Origin of the sequence: Pseudomonas sp. IT-P176 (assembly GCF_949767245.1) — a bacterium.
GTDB lineage: Bacteria > Pseudomonadota > Gammaproteobacteria > Pseudomonadales > Pseudomonadaceae > Aquipseudomonas.
The window spans coordinates 15,250-33,384 of record NZ_CATKPN010000054.1 but is presented as its reverse complement, the minus strand read 5'-3'; the positions used below and the strand labels follow the sequence as shown (position 1 = coordinate 33,384).

18 protein-coding genes are annotated in these 18,135 nt (G+C 60.7%); 11 read left to right on the top strand and 7 right to left on the bottom strand.

The window, feature by feature from the left end:
• Positions 1–6: 6 nt before the first annotated feature.
• The 7 genes from ACM6IP_RS16045 to ACM6IP_RS16015 all read left to right on the top strand — a co-directional run bounded on the left by ACM6IP_RS16045 (position 7) and on the right by ACM6IP_RS16015 (position 5,993).
• Positions 7–1,104, top strand: coding sequence for an amino acid ABC transporter permease (locus ACM6IP_RS16045; RefSeq protein WP_095171219.1), 1,098 nt, complete (start codon positions 7–9; stop codon positions 1,102–1,104).
• A gap of 10 nt (positions 1,105–1,114) precedes the next feature.
• Positions 1,115–1,879 carry an amino acid ABC transporter ATP-binding protein gene (locus ACM6IP_RS16040; RefSeq protein WP_095171217.1) on the top strand — a complete coding sequence of 255 codons (765 nt, stop codon included), beginning with the start codon at positions 1,115–1,117 and terminating at the stop codon, positions 1,877–1,879.
• A gap of 196 nt (positions 1,880–2,075) precedes the next feature.
• Positions 2,076–2,735: a FadR/GntR family transcriptional regulator gene (locus tag ACM6IP_RS16035; protein WP_414861850.1), complete on the top strand. Its 660-nt coding sequence runs from the start codon at positions 2,076–2,078 to the stop codon at positions 2,733–2,735.
• Entirely contained in the window at positions 2,725–4,041 is a 1,317-nt protein-coding gene (locus ACM6IP_RS16030; protein ID WP_414861849.1) for a CynX/NimT family MFS transporter, read from the top strand. Before ACM6IP_RS16035 ends, ACM6IP_RS16030 begins: the two co-directional genes overlap by 11 nt.
• A gap of 113 nt (positions 4,042–4,154) precedes the next feature.
• Complete coding sequence (locus ACM6IP_RS16025; RefSeq protein ID WP_414861848.1) at positions 4,155–4,625, top strand: nuclear transport factor 2 family protein; 471 nt, start codon at positions 4,155–4,157, stop codon at positions 4,623–4,625.
• Between the two features lie 40 nt (positions 4,626–4,665).
• Positions 4,666–4,977: a GIY-YIG nuclease family protein gene (locus tag ACM6IP_RS16020; protein ID WP_095171210.1), complete on the top strand. Its 312-nt coding sequence runs from the start codon at positions 4,666–4,668 to the stop codon at positions 4,975–4,977.
• An 83-nt stretch (positions 4,978–5,060) separates the two neighbouring features.
• Positions 5,061–5,993 (top strand): glutathione S-transferase family protein, encoded by a 933-nt coding sequence (locus ACM6IP_RS16015; RefSeq protein WP_095171208.1) that lies wholly within the window; start codon positions 5,061–5,063, stop codon positions 5,991–5,993.
• A 52-nt stretch (positions 5,994–6,045) separates the two neighbouring features.
• On the opposite strand, the gene ACM6IP_RS16010 is transcribed toward ACM6IP_RS16015, so the two are convergent.
• A complete protein-coding gene (locus ACM6IP_RS16010; protein ID WP_159993921.1) occupies positions 6,046–6,396 on the bottom strand; it encodes a glutaredoxin family protein in 351 nt (116 codons plus the stop codon).
• Positions 6,396–7,400: a nucleoid-associated protein YejK gene (gene yejK / locus ACM6IP_RS16005; protein ID WP_095171205.1), complete on the bottom strand. Its 1,005-nt coding sequence runs from the start codon at positions 7,398–7,400 to the stop codon at positions 6,396–6,398. The genes ACM6IP_RS16010 and yejK overlap by 1 nt, the downstream gene beginning before the upstream one ends.
• A gap of 396 nt (positions 7,401–7,796) precedes the next feature.
• Here yejK and ACM6IP_RS16000 point away from each other — a divergent pair, with 396 nt between their 5' ends.
• Entirely contained in the window at positions 7,797–8,078 is a 282-nt protein-coding gene (locus ACM6IP_RS16000; RefSeq protein WP_007905514.1) for an HU family DNA-binding protein, read from the top strand.
• 78 nt (positions 8,079–8,156) lie between these two features.
• Here the strand turns inward: ACM6IP_RS16000 and rlmF are convergent, their stop codons facing one another.
• Positions 8,157–9,179, bottom strand: a complete 1,023-nt coding sequence (gene rlmF, locus ACM6IP_RS15995) for a 23S rRNA (adenine(1618)-N(6))-methyltransferase RlmF (RefSeq protein WP_095171203.1) — start codon at positions 9,177–9,179, stop codon at positions 8,157–8,159.
• Between the two features lie 264 nt (positions 9,180–9,443).
• Positions 9,444–12,290 (bottom strand): valine--tRNA ligase, encoded by a 2,847-nt coding sequence (locus ACM6IP_RS15990; protein ID WP_414861847.1) that lies wholly within the window; start codon positions 12,288–12,290, stop codon positions 9,444–9,446.
• Between the two features lie 355 nt (positions 12,291–12,645).
• Between ACM6IP_RS15990 and ACM6IP_RS15985 the strand changes: the two genes are divergently transcribed.
• Positions 12,646–13,086: a DUF3757 domain-containing protein gene (locus ACM6IP_RS15985; RefSeq protein ID WP_414861846.1), complete on the top strand. Its 441-nt coding sequence runs from the start codon at positions 12,646–12,648 to the stop codon at positions 13,084–13,086.
• Positions 13,087–13,227: 141 nt separating this feature from the next.
• Here the strand turns inward: ACM6IP_RS15985 and ACM6IP_RS15980 are convergent, their stop codons facing one another.
• Genes ACM6IP_RS15980 through ACM6IP_RS15970 form a run of 3 tightly spaced genes read right to left on the bottom strand, consistent with a single transcriptional unit; the run spans position 13,228 to position 15,642 of the window.
• Positions 13,228–13,656 carry a DNA polymerase III subunit chi gene (locus tag ACM6IP_RS15980; protein WP_414861845.1) on the bottom strand — a complete coding sequence of 143 codons (429 nt, stop codon included), beginning with the start codon at positions 13,654–13,656 and terminating at the stop codon, positions 13,228–13,230.
• A 7-nt stretch (positions 13,657–13,663) separates the two neighbouring features.
• Positions 13,664–14,092 carry a DNA polymerase III subunit chi gene (locus tag ACM6IP_RS15975; RefSeq protein WP_414861844.1) on the bottom strand — a complete coding sequence of 143 codons (429 nt, stop codon included), beginning with the start codon at positions 14,090–14,092 and terminating at the stop codon, positions 13,664–13,666.
• A 59-nt stretch (positions 14,093–14,151) separates the two neighbouring features.
• A complete protein-coding gene (locus ACM6IP_RS15970; protein WP_159993929.1) occupies positions 14,152–15,642 on the bottom strand; it encodes a leucyl aminopeptidase in 1,491 nt (496 codons plus the stop codon).
• A 309-nt stretch (positions 15,643–15,951) separates the two neighbouring features.
• On the opposite strand from ACM6IP_RS15970, the gene lptF reads away from it, so the two are divergent.
• The gene (gene lptF / locus ACM6IP_RS15965) at positions 15,952–17,070 is read left to right on the top strand and encodes an LPS export ABC transporter permease LptF (RefSeq protein WP_095171192.1); all 1,119 of its coding nucleotides are present in this window, start codon (positions 15,952–15,954) and stop codon (positions 17,068–17,070) included.
• Positions 17,063–18,124 (top strand): LPS export ABC transporter permease LptG, encoded by a 1,062-nt coding sequence (gene lptG / locus ACM6IP_RS15960; RefSeq protein WP_095171191.1) that lies wholly within the window; start codon positions 17,063–17,065, stop codon positions 18,122–18,124. The genes lptF and lptG overlap by 8 nt, the downstream gene beginning before the upstream one ends.
• Positions 18,125–18,135 lie beyond the last annotated feature (11 nt).

Here is an 18,135-nt window from a genome sequence, read left to right as displayed (position 1 = left end):
TAGCGCATGAGTACTCATACTTTCAAACCGGACATGCCACCGCCGAGCAGCAGCATCGGCGTGGTGGCGTGGATGCGCGCCAACATGTTCTCCAGCTGGCTCAACACCCTGCTGACGCTGTTCGCGTTCTACCTGATCTACCTGGTGGTGCCGCCGATCCTGCAGTGGGCGATCATCGACGCCAACTGGGTCGGTACCAGCCAGGCCGACTGCACCAAGGACGGCGCCTGCTGGGTGTTCATCCAGCAGCGCTTTGGCCAGTTCATGTATGGCTACTACCCGGTGGACATGCGCTGGCGCGTGGACCTGACCGTGTGGCTGGCGGTCATCGGCGTGGCACCGCTGTTCATCTCGCGCTTCCCGCGCAAAGCAGTGTATGGGCTGAGCTTCCTGGTGCTGTACCCGATCATTGCCTGGTGCCTGTTGCATGGCGGCGTTTTCGGCTTGAGCCAAGTGGCGACGAGCCAATGGGGCGGCCTGATGCTGACCCTGGTGATCGCCACGGTCGGGATTGCCGGAGCGCTGCCGCTGGGCATCATCCTGGCCCTGGGCCGGCGCTCGAACATGCCGGCGATTCGGGTGGTCTGCGTGACCTTCATCGAGTTCTGGCGCGGCGTGCCATTGATCACGGTGCTGTTCATGTCCTCGGTGATGTTGCCGTTGTTCCTGCCCGAGGGCATGAACTTCGACAAGCTGCTGCGGGCGCTGATCGGGGTGATCCTGTTCCAGTCGGCCTACGTCGCCGAAGTGGTGCGTGGCGGCCTGCAAGCGATTCCCAAGGGACAGTACGAAGCGGCTGCCGCGATGGGCCTGGGGTACTGGCGCAGCATGGGCCTGGTGATCCTGCCGCAAGCCTTGAAGCTGGTGATCCCCGGTATCGTCAACACTTTCATTGCGTTGTTCAAGGACACCAGCCTGGTGATCATCATCGGCCTGTTCGACTTGCTCAACAGCGTCAAGCAAGCCGCCGCCGACCCGAAATGGTTGGGCATGGCCACTGAGGGCTACGTGTTCGCGGCTCTGGTGTTCTGGATTTTCTGTTTTGGTATGTCGCGCTATTCCATGCACCTGGAACGCAAGCTCGACACTGGCCACAAGCGTTAGGAGTTCTGTAATGAGCGAAGCAAGCAAACAGCCGGTGAGCCCTGAAGGCATTATTCAGATGCAGGGCGTGAACAAGTGGTACGGCCAGTTCCATGTGTTGAAAGACATCAACCTCAACGTCAAGCAGGGCGAGCGGATTGTCCTGTGCGGGCCTTCGGGGTCCGGCAAGTCGACCACCATTCGCTGTCTCAACCGCCTGGAAGAGCATCAGCAAGGGCGGATCGTGGTCGATGGCGTGGAGTTGACCAATGACCTCAAGCAGATTGAAACGGTGCGCCGTGAAGTCGGCATGGTGTTCCAGCACTTCAATCTGTTTCCACACCTGACGATTTTACAGAACTGCACCCTGGCGCCGATGTGGGTGCGCAAGATGCCCAAGCGCAAGGCTGAGGAGATTGCCATGCACTATCTGGAGCGCGTACGCATTCCGGAGCAGGCGCACAAGTATCCAGGGCAACTGTCGGGTGGCCAGCAGCAGCGGGTAGCGATTGCCCGGGCGCTGTGCATGAAGCCGAAGATCATGCTGTTCGACGAACCGACGTCGGCGCTCGATCCGGAGATGGTCAAGGAAGTGCTCGATACCATGATCGGTTTGGCTGAAGACGGCATGACCATGCTCTGTGTGACCCATGAGATGGGTTTTGCGCGGACGGTGGCGAATCGGGTGATCTTTATGGACAAGGGGGAGATTGTTGAGCAGGCGGCGCCGAATGACTTTTTCGACAATCCGCAGAATGAGCGGACCAAGTTGTTCTTGAGTCAGATTTTGCATTGATTGGGGTTGCTGAGTGAGATGAACCCGGACTTGTTCCGGGTTTTTTTTCGCCCGAACGCCGCCCGACCCCAAGCAACCAAAGGCTTTACCCCTGACGTCCGGCCCCCCGCAACCAACATCCTCATTGCTCTACCCAGTCAAGCTGACTAACATGTCAAAAAAATTCATCCTATGATTGGATGAAAGGGCGAATTTAATGACAGACACTTCTCCACTGATCAAGCGTTCCCTGGTCGACCAGGCCTTGGAGCAACTGCGCCTGCGCATTAACACCGGCAGTTGGACGGTTGGCCAGCGCCTGCCCACCGAGCCTGAGTTGGCGGCTGAGTTGGGGATTAGCCGTAATACGGTGCGTGAGGCCATGCGGGTGCTGGCGTTTTCCGGGTTGATTGAGATTCGCCAGGGTGACGGCAGTTACCTGCGGGCGGTGGTCGATCCGTTGGATACGATGAAGGCCTTGTCCCGTTGCTCCCATGAACAGGCCCGGGAGACCCGGCATATTCTTGAAGTGGAGGCGATTGGCCTGACGGCGTTGCGGCGGACCGATGAGGACCTGGTGGCCCTGCGTGAGGCGCTGACAATCAGTGGTACCCACTATCACGGCGACCTTGATAGCTACATCGCCTGCGACATGGTGTTTCACCGCCGTTTGGTGGATGCCGCGCACAACCCGACCCTCAGTGAGCTGTACCGCTACTTCTCCAGCATTGTCGGCGCGCAGTTGCGCGAGACTTTGAACATCGTCCCCAGACGTCAAGCCGTGTTCGACTTGCATGTCGATTTGCTCGACGCCGTCGAACAGCGCGATCCAGAGCGGGCCAAGGCCCTTTGCCGGCAGTTGATCAATGAGCCTTGAAACCGAGAATTCCATGTCCAGCCAACCGGCCAACACCCGCGATACGGTCTCCCCCAAACGCTCGGCAGAGCTTGAAGAGCTGCTGATCGATGCCGAGGCTGATGACGAGCAAGTCCAGCAGAGCCAGCCGCTGTTGCTTCGTCCCTGGCTGTTGTTGCTGGGGCTGATCCTGGTGGCGTTGAACCTGCGTCCGGCGCTGTCGAGCATGGCGCCGCTGCTCAGTGAGGTGTCGAAGAGCCTTGGCTTGTCGGCGGCCCAGGCGGGGTTGCTGACTACCTTGCCCGTGTTGTGCCTGGGGTTGTTCGCGCCCTTGGCGCCGATCCTGGCGCGGCGTTTTGGTGCCGAGCGCGTGGTGCTGGGGATTCTCCTGACCCTGGCGGGCGGGATCATCCTGCGCAGTTCTTTCGGCGAGATCGGCCTGTTTGCCGGGAGCATCCTGGCCGGCGCCAGCATTGGGGTGATCGGCGTATTGCTGCCGGGGATCGTCAAGCGCGATTTTGCCAAGCACGCCGGCACCATGACGGGCGTCTACACCATGGCCTTGTGCCTGGGCGCCGCTATGGCCGCCGGGGCGTCGGTGCCCTTGAGCGAGCATTTTGGGCAGGACTGGACCGTGGGCCTGGGGTTCTGGGTGATTCCGGCACTGCTTGCTGCGGTTTTCTGGCTGCCGCAGGTGGGGCAAAAACACGGCGCCCACAACGTCGCGTATCGAGTGCGCGGGCTGCTGCGTGACCCGCTGGCCTGGCAAGTGACCTTCTACATGGGCCTGCAATCGTCGCTGGCTTATATCGTCTTTGGCTGGTTGCCGTCGATCCTGATCGGCCGCGGCCTGACGCCGACCCAGGCCGGGTTGGTGCTGTCGGGTTCGGTAATTGTGCAATTGGCCAGTTCCCTGGCCGCCCCCTGGCTGGCTACGCGGGGCAAGGACCAGCGCCTGGCGATCGTGGTGGTGATGCTGATGACCCTGGGCGGGCTGTTCGGTTGCCTGTACGCGCCGATTGACGGCTTGTGGGGCTGGGCGATCCTGCTGGGCCTGGGGCAGGGCGCAACCTTCGCCCTGGCGCTGACCCTGATTGTATTGCGCTCGCGTGATGCCCATGTGGCAGCCAACCTGTCGAGCATGGCCCAGGGGTTCGGCTACACCCTGGCGTCCATGGGCCCATTTGCGGTCGGCCTGGTGCACGACTGGACCGGAGGCTGGACCGCGCTGGGCTGGATTTTCGGGGTGATTGGCCTGGGCGCGATCATCGCGGGGCTGGGGGCCGGGCGCGCCCGGTACGTGCAGGTCGAAAGCGAACGGGTGTGACGGCGTCGCACTGGCGGTATTTGTGCTGCGAATGGCGGTAGTGTTGCCAAGGTTTGCAGACTATCGTGCAGGTATCTTTCGCAGCCATTTTTGACCATGCAGGGAGCCTGCCCATGAGTGACGCCAATCGCGCCGTGATCACTGAGTTCTATCGAGCCTTTCAGCGCCTGGATGCCGAAGCCATGAGCGCCTGCTACAGCGAGGATGTGCTGTTCAGTGATCCGGCTTTTGGCGTGCTGCGCGGGCGCGATGCCGCTGACATGTGGCGGATGCTCACCACCCGGGCCAAGGACTTTTCCCTGACCTTCGACAACGTGCAAGCCGATGAGCGCAGCGGCAGTGCGCACTGGGTTGCCCGCTACCTGTTCAGCCAGACCGGCAACACCGTGGTCAACGACATCCAGGCACGCTTCGTCCTGCGTGACGGCAAGATCTGCGAGCACCACGACACCTTTGATCTGTGGCGCTGGTCGCGCCAGGCCCTCGGTGTCAAAGGCCTGCTCCTGGGCTGGACGCCGCTGGTGGGCAATGCCGTGCGCAAACAGGCGCTCAAAGGCTTGAGGGCGTTCCAGGCCAGTCGCTGATAAGATCGGCAGCTGTTTTCCTTCAAGCCCTGAACGTCACGTGAACAGCCCCAGCCAATCCCCCGTCATACCCGTCGACCCCGTGGTGCCTGCCAGCAAGCCCTGGTTCGTCTACCTCGTTCGTGCGGCCAATGGCGCGTTGTATTGCGGCATCAGCGACGACCCGCAAAAGCGCTTCGCCAAGCACCAGAGCGGCAAGGGCGCGCGGTTTTTTCTCTCGAGCCCGGCGATGGCGTTGGTCTATACCGAGGCCTGCCGCGACAAGAGCGAAGCGTTGCGCCAGGAACGCCTGATCAAGAAGCTGCGCAAGAGCGCCAAGGAATGCCTGGTGGCGACTTATCACCCTGAGTGATCAGTTGTCATCAGGCAGATGGGTAGGCTGCTATTCGATTGCGCGCTAAGCTGCTGGCTTCTTACATCAGCGGCGGATTGTGTATGTCAGAGTTGATTCTTCACCATTACCCGACTTCTCCTTTCGCAGAAAAGGCGCGGCTGTTGCTGGGCTTCAAAGGGTTGTCCTGGCGCTCGGTGAACATCTCGCCGATGATGCCCAAGCCCGACCTCACGGCCTTGACTGGTGGCTACCGCCGTACGCCGGTGCTGCAGATCGGTGCCGATATCTATTGCGACACCGCGCTGATCGCCCGCCGACTGGAGCAGCAAAAAGCCCTGCCGGCGTTCTTCCCCGAAGGTCAGGAAATGGTCAGCGCCACGGTCGCCGCCTGGGCCGACTCGGTGGTGTTCCAGCATGCGGTCAGCCTGGTGTTCCAGCCAGAATCGATAGCGGTACGTTTTGCCAGGTTATCACCGGAGGCGGTGAAGGCCTTTGTCGCCGACCGCGCCGGACTGTTCAGTGGTGGTAGCGCCACCCGACTGTCGGCGGACCAGGCCCGTCATCAATGGCCGACGATCATGGCGCGCCTTGAGCAGCAACTGCAGCGTGATGGCGACTACCTGTTCGGCGAGCCTTCGATTGCCGACTTCGCCTTGGCCCATCCGCTGTGGTTCTTGAAGGGCACGCCCGTCACTGCGCCCCTGGTGGATGCCTATCCGACAGTCTCGGCCTGGCTGACCCGGGTACTGGGTTTCGGTCATGGTGCATTCAGTGAGATGAGCGCAGAAGAAGCCTTGCAGGTGGCGCGGGACTCAACCCCGGCGGCCCTGCCGGATGAACCGTTCAACGAACCGAATGGATTTACCGCAGGCCAGCAGGTGGTGATCGCGGCAACCGACTACGGGGTTGATCCGGTGGCCGGCGAGTTGCTGTTTGCCGGCAGTGAAGAGCTGATCCTGCGCCGCGAAGACCCGCGCGGTGGGGTGGTGCATGTGCACTTTCCGCGGTTTGGTTTTCGTATCGAGGCTTGCTAGCAGCGGTCAAGATCGCAGCCTGAGGTGAGCTGCTGCGATTTTTTGACCTGGTCTATTTCAAGGCAGCCAGAATCGCCTCGGGCTCATAGCCGCGAATCAGCGTGCCGTTCACGTCCAGCACCGGGATGCCGCGACCGCCCAGGGCCTCATAGACCTTGCGCGCCTCGGCATCCTTCTCGATGTCGTATTCCTTGAACGGTATGCCCTTCTGATCAAGGAAGCGCCGGGTCAGTTTGCAGTAGCCGCACCAGTCGGTGGCGTAGAGCACCACCCGGGCGTTGGCCCGGACCTGCTCGGCGACCACCTGCGAAGGGTTGAACAGCCGTTCGATCTTGCCCCAGTTCTGATAGACCACCAGCACCAGCACAATCAGCAGGACCTTCCTCAGTGCGCCTGCGAGCATCAGTTGCGACGCTTGAGCTGGTCGGTGAGGGAGGTCGGCAGGCCCTTGATGACCAGGGTGCCGGCTTCTTCGTCGTACTCGATCTTCGAGCCCAGCAGGTGCGCTTCGAAGCTGATGGACAGGCCCTCGGCGCGGCCGGTGAAACGGCGGAACTGGTTGAGGGTGCGTTTGTCGGCGGGGATTTCCGGCGACAGGCCATAGTCCTTGTTGCGGATATGATCGTAGAAGGCTTTTGGGCGTTCTTCGTCGATCAGTTCCGACAGCTCCTCCAGGCCCATGGGTTCACCCAGCTTGGCCTGGCTGCTGGCGTAGTCGACCAGGGTCTTGGTCTTCTCGCGGGCGGAGTCTTCCGGCAGGTCTTCGCTTTCGACGAAGTCGCTGAAGGCCTTGAGCAGGGTGCGGGTTTCACCCGGGCCGTCGACACCTTCCTGGCAGCCGATGAAGTCGCGGAAGTACTCCGAGACCTTTTTCCCGTTCTTGCCTTTGATGAACGAGATGTACTGCTTGGACTGCTTGTTGTTCTGCCACTCGGAGATGTTGATCCGTGCGGCCAGGTGCAACTGGCCCAGGTCCAGGTGCCGGGACGGGGTCACGTCGAGCTGGTCGGTCACGGCCACGCCTTCACTGTGGTGCAGCAGGGCAATGGCCAGGTAGTCGGTCATGCCTTGCTGGTAGTGGGCGAACAGGACGTGACCGCCGGTCGACAGGTTGGACTCCTCCATCAACTTTTGCAGGTGCTCCACGGCAATTCGGCTGAACGCGGTGAAGTCCTTGCCGCCGTCGAGGTACTCCTTCAGCCAGCCGCTGAACGGATGTGCACCGGACTCGGCGTGGAACAAGCCCCAGGCTTTGCCTTGTTTGGCGTTGTAGCTCTCGTTGAGGTCGGCGAGCATGTTCTCGATGGCGGCGGATTCGGCCAGTTCCGAGTCGCGGGCGTGCAGGACTGCGGGTGTGCCGTCGGGTTTTTTGTCGATCAGGTGGACGATGCAATGACGGATCGGCATGGGCTTCTCGGCTGTATGAATGGAGGAGGGCGTGCTCCCCCGAAAAAGTGCCCAGTGTACCGCACCTGTTGGTTTTGGCGGTGCTCGACGGGGTTGGGAGGCGGGTCATGCCGGGCTTATGCGCTTTTTTGCGGATTTAGAGCAATAAAGCTGACCAAATGGGTAGGTAGAGGCGGATATTTCCCCGTCTCTGTGCTAGTTTTGCCCGGTCTTACGCGAAGTCACTGCGTTAAGCGTGCATTCAGCATTTGTCAGGTCGAACCAAACCCTGATTTCGGTATCTATAACCCCGACCCGTCGGTGTTGTAGCCGAGGGTGCCAGATCCAGAAGATCGGGCTCGATGGCTGACACTGCACTCTGCAATCCATATGAATTTGATAGGGAAGGAACACTACATGGCTCTTACTAAAGACCAACTGATCGCCGATATCGCTGAAGCTATCGACGCGCCTAAAACCACCGCGCGTAACGCACTGGACCAACTGGGCCAAATCGTTGCTGATCAACTGGAAAACGGCGGTGAAATCACCCTGCCAGGTATCGGTAAGCTGAAAGTGACCGAGCGTCCTGCCCGTACCGGCCGCAACCCTTCGACTGGCGCTGCCATCGAAATCGCTGCCAAGAAAGTTATCAAGCTGGTTGTGGCTAAAGGCCTGACCGACGCTGTTAACAAGTAAGACGCATAAAAAAGAGCCGCGCCCCGGAGCAATCCGGGCGCGGCTTTTTTGTGCCTGGCGTTATGTGCCAGGCGAGACTCAGCTTTTGCGAACCCAGCGCTCGCGCCAGACTTGTTGCTCGGATTTGGTCTGGAAGGTCCAGGCGACAAAGCGGCTTTGCTTTTGTCCCTGAGACATCTCCACTACCTGGCTCTCCAGCACGCCGGCCTTTTTCAGCGCGGTCTGGATGACTGGCAGGTTTGACGCTTTCGAGACCAGGGTACTGAACCACAGCACCTTGTGTTGAAAGTGCGCGCTTTCGGCGATCAGTTGCGTCACGAACCGCGCTTCACCACCTTCACACCACAACTCGGCGGACTGTCCGCCAAAGTTCAGTACCGGCAGTTTGCGTTTCGGGTCGGCACGGCCCAGGGCGCGCCATTTACGTTCGCTGCCCTTGGTCGCCTCGTCCATGGATGCATGGAACGGCGGGTTGCACATGGTCAGGTCAAAACGTTCGCCCGGCTCCAGCAAGCCCAGCAGGATGTGCTTGGGATTGCTTTGCTGACGCAGCTGGATGGCTTTGTTGAGGCCGTTGGATTGCACGATGGCTTTGGCGGCGGCCACGGCGGTCGGATCGATTTCCGAGCCGAGGAAGTGCCAGCGGTAGTCGCTGTAGCCGATCAATGGATAAACGCAGTTGGCGCCCATGCCGATGTCGAGCACCTTGACCGGAGCGCCGCGAGGGATCTCACCGTCGTTGACGCTGGCCAGCAGGTCGGCAAGAAAGTGCACGTAATCGGCACGTCCCGGCACCGGTGGGCAGAGATAGTCGGCCGGGATGTCCCAATGGGCGATGCCATAGAACGACTTGAGCAATGCCCGGTTGAACACCCGCACCGCATCCGGGCTGGCGAAGTCGATGCTCTCTTTGCCATAGGGGTTGATGATCACGAACTGCGCCAGTTCCGGCGTGGTCTTGATCAGCGCCGGGAAGTCGTAACGGCCCTGGTGGCGGTTGCGCGGGTGCAGGCTGGCCTTTTCGCGGGGCTCCACGGCTTTGGCCGGGGTCGCGGAATCAGGCTTCTTGCGCGCAGGGCGGGGTGTGCGGGGGGTGGTCATGGGCGTAGTCGATTCGGGTGTGGCTGAAAGAGACGGGCATTGTCCCACATCCAGGCGCTGTGAATGCAATTGTGAAGATCAGCACGAATCCCTGTGGGAGCGGGCTTGCCCGCGATGGCGATCTGTCAGTCACATCAATGTTGAATGTGAGGGCCTCATCGCGGGAAGGCCCGCTCCCACAGGGTGTTGTGGTGTTTGTGGGGAAGGGGCGGGCACAAAAAAGGGAGGCCGTTGCGGGCCTCCCTTTTTTATAGCGGTATGCCGTTACAGGCTGGCAATCCGCGCGTGTTGCTCGGCCAGCTTGCCCAGAGCCTGTTCGGCTTCGGCCAGTTTGGCGCGTTCTTTCTCGATGACTTCGGCCGGGGCCTTGTCGACGAACCCGGCGTTGGACAGCTTGCCGCCGACACGCTGCACTTCACCTTGCAGGCGCTGGATTTCCTTGTCCAGACGGGCGAGTTCCGCACCCTTGTCGATCAGGCCGGCCATCGGCACCAGCACTTCCATCTCGCCAACCAGCGCGGTGGCCGACAATGGCGCTTCTTCGCCGGCTGCCAGCACGGTGATGGATTCCAGCTTGGCCAGCTTTTTCAGCAGGACTTCGTTCTCGCTGAGGCGACGCTGGTCTTCGGCGCTGACGTTCTTCAGGAAGATCGGCAGGGGTTTGCCCGGGCCGATGTTCATCTCGCCGCGAATGTTGCGCGTGCCCAGCATCAGGCCCTTGAGCCATTCGATGTCGTCTTCGGCCGCCTGGTCGATGCGTGCTTCATTGGCCACTGGCCAAGGTTGCAGCATGATGGTCTTACCGTCGATGCCGGCCAGCGGCGCGATGCGCTGCCAGATTTCTTCGGTGATGAACGGCATGAACGGGTGCGCCAGGCGCAGCGCCACTTCCAGCACGCGCACCAGGGTGCGACGGGTGCCGCGCTGGCGTTCGATCGGGCCGTTTTCGTCCCACAGCACTGGCTTGGACAGTTCCAGGTACCAGTCGCAATACTGGTTCCAGATGAACTCGTACAGGGCCTGTGCAGCCAGGTCGAAGCGGAACTGCTCGAGTTGGCGGGTTACTTCTGCTTCGGTGCGTTGCAACTGGGAGATGATCCAGCGATCGGCCAGCGACAGCTCGTAGGCTTCGCCGTTCTGGCCGCAGTCCTCGCCCTTGTCCAGCACGTAGCGCGCAGCGTTCCAGATCTTGTTGCAGAAGTTGCGATAGCCTTCGACGCGGCCCATATCGAACTTGATGTCGCGACCGGTGGACGCCAGCGAGCAGAAGGTGAAGCGCAGGGCGTCGGTGCCGTAGCTGGCGATGCCGTCGGCGAACTCGTCGCGGGTCTGCTTCTCGATCTTTTTCGCCAATTTTGGCTGCATCAGGCCGCTGGTGCGTTTTTGCACCAGGGTTTCCAGGTCGATGCCGTCGATGATGTCCAGCGGATCAAGGACGTTGCCCTTGGACTTGGACATCTTCTGGCCCTGGCCGTCGCGCACCAGGCCATGTACGTACACGGTCTTGAACGGCACCTGCGGCGTGCCATCCTCGTTCTTCACCAAGTGCATGGTGAGCATGATCATCCGGGCAACCCAGAAGAAAATGATGTCGAAGCCAGTCACCAGTACGTCGGTGGAGTGGAACTTCTTGAGGAACTCGGTCTGTTGCGGCCAGCCGAGGGTGGAGAAGGTCCACAGGCCCGAGCTGAACCAGGTGTCGAGGACGTCGTTGTCCTGCTGCAGGGCAACATCTGGCCCCAGGTTGTGCTTGGCGCGCACTTCGGCTTCGTCGCGACCGACGTAGACCTTGCCCGACTCGTCGTACCAGGCCGGAATCCGGTGGCCCCACCACAGCTGACGGCTGATGCACCAGTCCTGGATGTCGCGCATCCACGAGAAGTACATGTTTTCGTACTGTTTCGGTACGAACTGGATGCGGCCGTCTTCCACGGCGGCAATCGCAGGCTCGGCCAGTGGCTTGGTGGAAACGTACCACTGGTCGGTCAGCCACGGTTCGATGATGGTGCCGGAGCGGTCGCCCTTGGGCACTTTCAGGGCGTGATCGTCAACGCTGACCAGCAGGCCGGCGGCGTCGAACGCTGCGACGATCTGCTTGCGCGCTTCAAAACGGTCGAGGCCGGCGTATTCGGCCGGGATCTTGCCGTCGATGCTGTCGTTGAGCGTACCGTCGAGGTTGAACACCTGGCAGGCAGGCAGCACCGCGGCGTTCTTGTCGAAGATGTTGAGCAGCGGCAGGTTGTGGCGTTTGCCGACTTCGTAGTCGTTGAAATCGTGGGCCGGGGTGATTTTCACGCAGCCGGTGCCGAACTCAGGATCACAGTAATCGTCAGCAATGATCGGGATGCGGCGGCCAACCAGCGGCAGCTCGACGAATTGGCCGATCAGGGCCTTGTAGCGTTCATCGTTCGGGTTCACGGCCACGGCGGAGTCGCCGAGCATGGTTTCCGGGCGAGTGGTCGCGACGATCAGGTAATCGTTGCCTTCAGCGGTCTTGGCGCCGTCGGCCAGCGGGTACTTGAGGTTCCACAGGAAACCTTTCTCGTCGTGGTTTTCCACTTCGAGGTCGGAAATCGCCGTGTGCAGCTTGGTGTCCCAGTTGACCAGGCGCTTGCCGCGGTAGATCAGGCCGTCTTCGTGCAGGCGCACGAACGCTTCCTTGACCGCTTCCGAGAGACCGTCGTCCATGGTGAAGCGCTCGCGGCTCCAATCCACCGACGAGCCGAGACGGCGGATCTGCCGGCTGATGTTGCCGCCGGACTCATCTTTCCATTCCCAGATCTTTTCCAGGAATTTCTCACGGCCCAGGTCGTGGCGGCTCTGGCCCTTGGCTTCGAGCTGACGCTCCACCAGCATCTGGGTGGCGATACCGGCGTGGTCGGTACCCGGTTGCCACAGGGTGTTGCGACCCTGCATGCGGCGGAAACGGATCAGGGCGTCCATGATCGCGTTATTGAAACCGTGACCCATGTGCAGGCTGCCGGTGACGTTCGGCGGCGGGATCATGATGGTGTAGGAATCGCCCGCGCCTTGCGGGGCGAAGTAGTTCTCGGACTCCCAGGTGTTGTACCAGGAAGTTTCAATGGCGTGCGGCTGGTAGGTCTTATCCATGCGCGGCGGGACCCTATTGGCATTTATTCAGGAAAAGCCGGCAAGTATAGCGGGGATGTCGCCTGGGGCGTAGAGCGAGCTGATGGCAGGAGGGAGAAATCTGCTGTTTTTTCCAGGAGCGGCGGTCGCGGTGCTCCAGGCTCGTGTGGGAATTGCATTGGGCTGATGGGGGAGGGGCAGGTGGGGAGCTAATTAGCGCGATAGTTTCCTTGGCATATAAGGAATTTGCCTACAAGTTTGCTTGTTTGAGTAAGTGCTGTGTGTGCGTAGTATTCAAGGAGGTGTGTGCAAGTTGAATGTGTTGCACGCTGCCTGCAGGGAAATATAGTGTTTTAAATAATGGCATGGAGCATGTATGTATATTAAACAAGTTGCGTTGTTGATTCCTCTCCTGATGTCGGCGAATGCCTGGGCAGGAACCGTGGAATATTGCCCGAAAGTTGCGGATATCAAGGAGGTCGGTACCACCGCCAGTTATGTCGCAGCTACCGTCAGCGGCCAGGGTCAATGGAATGGCACTTCACAGACTGGGCGCGGCCCGGTCGGTGGGTTCGATGAGGCTATATTCAAGGCCCATGGCGATGCAGTCGAAGGTGTGGTGATCGGTGAAATCCTGCACTGCGGATACAGCCTGCGCGACGGCGGTAAGTTGGACATGCGCTTCAAGCGCGAAGGCACGGTTGTCAGTATTCAGGCAGGGGGAGCCTGGGAGCCGTATTATAGCCAGTATTATTGCGATGATAAAACCGAGGGTGCCTGCACCTTCAAGGAATTACCTCGTCCAGGTAAGGGCTAGTTGATGTTGTGCACTATTCAGTTAAGTATTAGTTGCTGAATGTAATGCCATTGAATAGTGGGTTGGTATTTGAAGTGTAAGGTCGCCAATTTCACTGGCGACCTATCCCTCGTACAAGGGGGGGGCTTCAAAAGCACAGGGTCAGTTGTCGTACTGGCTCAATAACCGTTCCATTCGTGCATCGAGGCGACGCTTGATTTCCGTCTCGATGTGCGGGGCAAAGTCATCGATCACGTCTTGCATGATCAACTGCGCGGCCGCGCGCAACTCACCATCCAGATGCAGCATGACGTCGGCAGCTTGCTGGGCGGTGGTCGTGGCGGCTGGTGCTGGTGCTGGTGCTGGAGTTGGAGCTGGAGCTGGAGCTGGAGCAGGTTGTTCGACGGCTTCGGCCAGTGGTTTGCCGCTGACTTGGTCGAACAGCAGGGGAATCTGGCCTTCATCACTTGCGGTCTCGACGGTGTCGGTCAGCAGTGGTGGTTGCAGGTTGTCATCGCCGAGCAACTGGCGGATCGACTCGAGGTCATCCAGCAGGTGAGCGGCCTTTTGCAGTGGTTTTGGCGTGTCCATCTTGTACTCAGAGTCGCTGTAGACGGTGATCTTGCAGAGGATAGCCCTGTTCGCGGTAGAGGCGGAAACTCTCCCGCGCGGCCTGACGAATAGCGGGATCTTCGACCACCACTTCTGCCACTCGGGCAAACCGTTGGGCAAATGGTGGGACCTTGAGGTCGAGGTTGACCAGCAGGTCCTGGTGCTCGCCCGGATCATCGCCCAGGCCCAGCACAATCAAGCCGTCCGGTTCGCTCTCGGCTGGGCCGTGGGGTACGAAGCTTTCGCCCTTGAACGCCCACAGGCGAGCATCCAGGTCGTCGCGTTGGGCGGCGTCGCTGCAGTGCAGGTAGATGCGGAGCCCCATGCGCCAGGCCTTTTCGCTGAGCTTGCAGGCGAAATCCAGTCGCGCCTGAGGATCGGCGCTGGGCAGGATGTAAAAGTCGACTTTGGTCATTGCGGTTCCTGAGCCTGAAGCGGCGCCCCCGAGGGTGACGCCGCTTCAGGTCATCGGTTTCAGGCCTTGGCGCGATCCAGCAGGTATTGGGTCAGCAATGGTACCGGGCGGCCAGTGGCGCCCTTGTCCTTGCCACCGCTGGTCCAGGCGGTACCCGCGATGTCCAGGTGCGCCCAGTTGAGGTTCTTGGTGAAGCGCGACAGGAAGCACGCTGCCGTGATGGTGCCGGCTTTCGGACCACCAATGTTGGCAATGTCGGCGAACGGGCTGTCCAGTTGTTCCTGGTACTCATCGAACAGCGGCAGTTGCCAGGCACGGTCGTCGGCAGCCTTGCCGGCGCTCAGCAATTGTTCGATCAATTCGTCGTTGTTGCCCAGCAGGCCGGAGGTGTGGGAGCCCAGGGCGACGATGCAGGCGCCGGTCAGGGTGGCGATATCGATCACTGCCTGTGGCTTGAAGCGCTCGGCGTAGGTCAGGGCGTCACACAGCACCAGGCGGCCTTCGGCGTCGGTGTTGAGGATTTCCACGGTCTGGCCGCTCATGGTGGTGACGATATCGCCTGGGCGGGCAGCGCCGCCGCTCGGCATGTTCTCGGCACAGGCCAGGATGCACACCAGGTTGATCGGCAGCTTCAGCTCGAGCACGGCACGCAGGGTACCAAACACGCTGGCGGCGCCGCCCATGTCGTACTTCATTTCATCCATGCCGGCGCCCGGCTTGAGGCTGATACCGCCGGTGTCGAAGGTGATGCCCTTGCCCACCAGGGCGTACGGCTTCTCGGACTTCTTGCCGCCGTTGTATTGCATGACGATCAGGCGTGGCGGCTGGTCGCTGCCCTGGCCCACGGCGTAGAACGAGCCCATGCCCAGTTCCTTGATCTTTTTCTCGTCCAGCACTTCGACTTTCAGGCTCTTGAACTCTTTACCCAGTGCCTTGGCTTGCTCGCCCAGGAAGGTTGGGTGACAGATGTTCGGCGGCAGGTTGCCCAGGTCGCGGGTGAACGCCATACCGTTGGCAATCGCGCTGGCGTGAGTCACGGCGCGTTGTACTTCGGCCTGTGCAGCCTTGATGGTCAGCAGGGTGATTTTCTTCAGGGCGCGTGGTTCGGCCTTCTGGCTCTTGAACTGGTCGAAGCTGTATTCGCCGTCCAGCAGGGTTTCGGCCAGCAGGCGGGTCTTGCCATAGCTGTCACGACCCTTGACCACCACTTCGTCCAGCGCGAGTGCGGCATCGCTGCCACCCAGGCCCTTGAGGGTGTTGAGGATGCCAGCGACGATTTTGCGCAATGGACGATCGCCCAATTCTGCGTCCTTGCCCACACCTACCAGCAGCACACGTTCGGCCTTGAGGTTCGGTAGGCTGTGCAGCAACAGGCTCTGGCCAACTTTGCCGGCCAGGTCGCCACGCTTGAGGATGGCGCTGATGGCGCCGCCGCTGAGCTCATCGACCTGTTTGGCGACGTTGCCGAGTGTCCGGCCTTCGCCGACTGCGATGACCAGCGTGGCGGTTTTCAAGGTTTCTGGGCTAACGCTTTTTACAACCAGTTCCATGTCCGGGTCCCTGAATAAATGGTCAAAGTGCAGCGTGCCGCAGCCTGTGCGCACACGTTTGCCTTCTATATAGAAAGGTGCGGGTAAGGCCCGCGACAAAGGCCGCAGTTTGAACCTCGCTGACTGCGCCTGACAACCCTTGCGCAAGTGATCTTTAATGCATTGCATGCCGGCGTGAGCGTGCGCAGTGACAGGCGCGGTCAATCACAGGATAATGCCGCATCTTTTGCGGTGGCTCATGGTTTCACGAGCCGCCCGACCTGTTTGCTTGTTTGGCCGCCTTAGCCTGACAACCCTGGAGTGTCTGGTTTGATTGTCTTCCGTTATCTTTCCCGTGAAGTCCTGGTGACCCTGAGCGCCGTCAGTGCCGTGCTGCTGGTCATCATCATGAGTGGGCGCTTCATCAAGTACCTCGCCCAAGCCGCTGCCGGCCTGCTGGATCCGGGTTCCCTGTTCCTGATCATGGGCTTTCGCCTGCCGGGCTTCTTGCAGTTGATCCTGCCACTGGGGTTGTTCCTGGGGATTCTGCTGGCTTATGGCCGGCTGTATCTCGAGAGCGAAATGACCGTGCTGTCGGCCACCGGCATGAGCCAGCAACGCCTGTTCGCCTACACCTTGTTCCCGGCCACGCTGGTCGCATTGCTGGTGGCCTGGTTGAGCCTGGGCCTGGCCCCGCAAGGTGCCAACCAGTTCCAGTTGCTGCTGAACAAGCAGGATGCCCTGACCGAGTTCGATACCCTGGAGCCAGGACGCTTCCAGTCGTTACGCGACGGCACGCGGGTGACCTATACCGAAAAACTCTCGGATGATCGCGTCAACCTGGCAGGCGTGTTCATCTCGCAAAAGAACGAAGCCTCAGGCAACAAGGATCGCGGCATCTCTGTACTGGTGGCCGAGAAGGGCCGTCAGGAGATCAAGCCGGACGGCAACCGCTACCTGATTCTGGACAACGGCTATCGTTATGACGGCAATCCGGGGCAGGCCAATTACCGGATCATCAAGTACGACACCTATGGCGTACTGTTGCCCAAGCCTGACGTCAGCGACGAAGTAACCGACCGCGACGCCATCAGTACCGCCAACCTGCTGGGCAGCGATGACGTGCGCTCCCATGCCGAATTGCAATGGCGCCTGTCCCTGCCGTTGCTGGTGTTCATCGTGACCCTGATGGCTGTGCCACTGTCGCGGGTCAATCCGCGTCAGGGCCGGTTCCTCAAGCTGTTGCCGGCGATCCTGCTGTACATGGCCTACCTGACCATCCTGATCGCTGCCCGCGGCGCATTGGAGAAGGGCAAGTTGCCGCCGGCGCTGGGGTTGTGGTGGGTCCACGGGATTTTCCTGGTCATTGGCCTGGGGTTGCTCTACTGGGAGCCGTTGCGCTTGAAGATGGCGAGTCGCCGCTATGCGTTGGAGGTGACCCGTGGTTAAGCTCGATCGCTACATTGGTAGCAGTGTATTCATGGCGATCCTGGCCGTGCTGGGGATCATCCTCGGCCTGGCGACCCTGTTCGCCTTCATTGATGAAATGGGCGATGCCAGCGATACCTACACGGTGATGGACGTTCTGGGCTACGTGCTCCTGACCGCGCCGCGCCGGCTGTACGACATGTTGCCCATGGCTGCCCTGATCGGTTGCCTGATCGGCCTTGGCAGCCTGGCCAGTAACAGCGAATTGACCATCATGCGTGCGGCCGGCGTATCCATTGGGCGGATCGTCTGGGCAGTGATGAAGCCGATGCTGTTCCTGATGGTCGCCGGCGTGCTGATTGGCGAGTATGTAGCGCCCGCCACGGAAAATATCGCCCAGGCCAACCGTTCGCTGGCCCAGGGCAGTGGCGATTCGCAAAGCGCCAAGCACGGTTTGTGGCACCGCCAGGGGGACGAGTTCATTCACGTCAACTCGGTGCAGCCCAATGGCCGCCTGTATGGCGTGACCCGTTATCGTTTCGATAATGACCACCACCTGCTGTCCGCAAGCTTCGCTAAACGCGCCGAGTTCGACACCGATCACTGGCAGTTGAGTGACGTCACCACCACCCTGTTCCACGGCAAGAGCACTGAAGTGGTGAGCGCTGCGGTCGAGCGTTGGGATGTGGCCCTCAGCCCGCAACTGCTGAGCACCGTGGTGATGGCCCCGGAATCGCTGTCGATCAGCGGCCTGTGGGGTTATATCCATTACCTGGCTGACCAGGGCCTGAACAACGGCCGCTACTGGCTGGCATTTTGGGTCAAGGTGTTGCAGCCGCTGGTCACCGCAGCCCTGGTGCTGATGGCGATCTCCTTCATCTTTGGTCCACTGCGTTCGGTAACCCTCGGTCAGCGGGTCTTCACCGGTGTGCTGGTGGGCTTCACCTTCCGCATCGTCCAGGATTTGCTCGGTCCGTCGAGCCTGGTGTTCGGTTTCTCGCCGCTGTTTGCGGTGTTGATCCCAGCTGCGGTGTGTGCGCTGGCAGGCCTCTGGCTGATGCGTCGAGCCGGCTGATCAGCGGTATT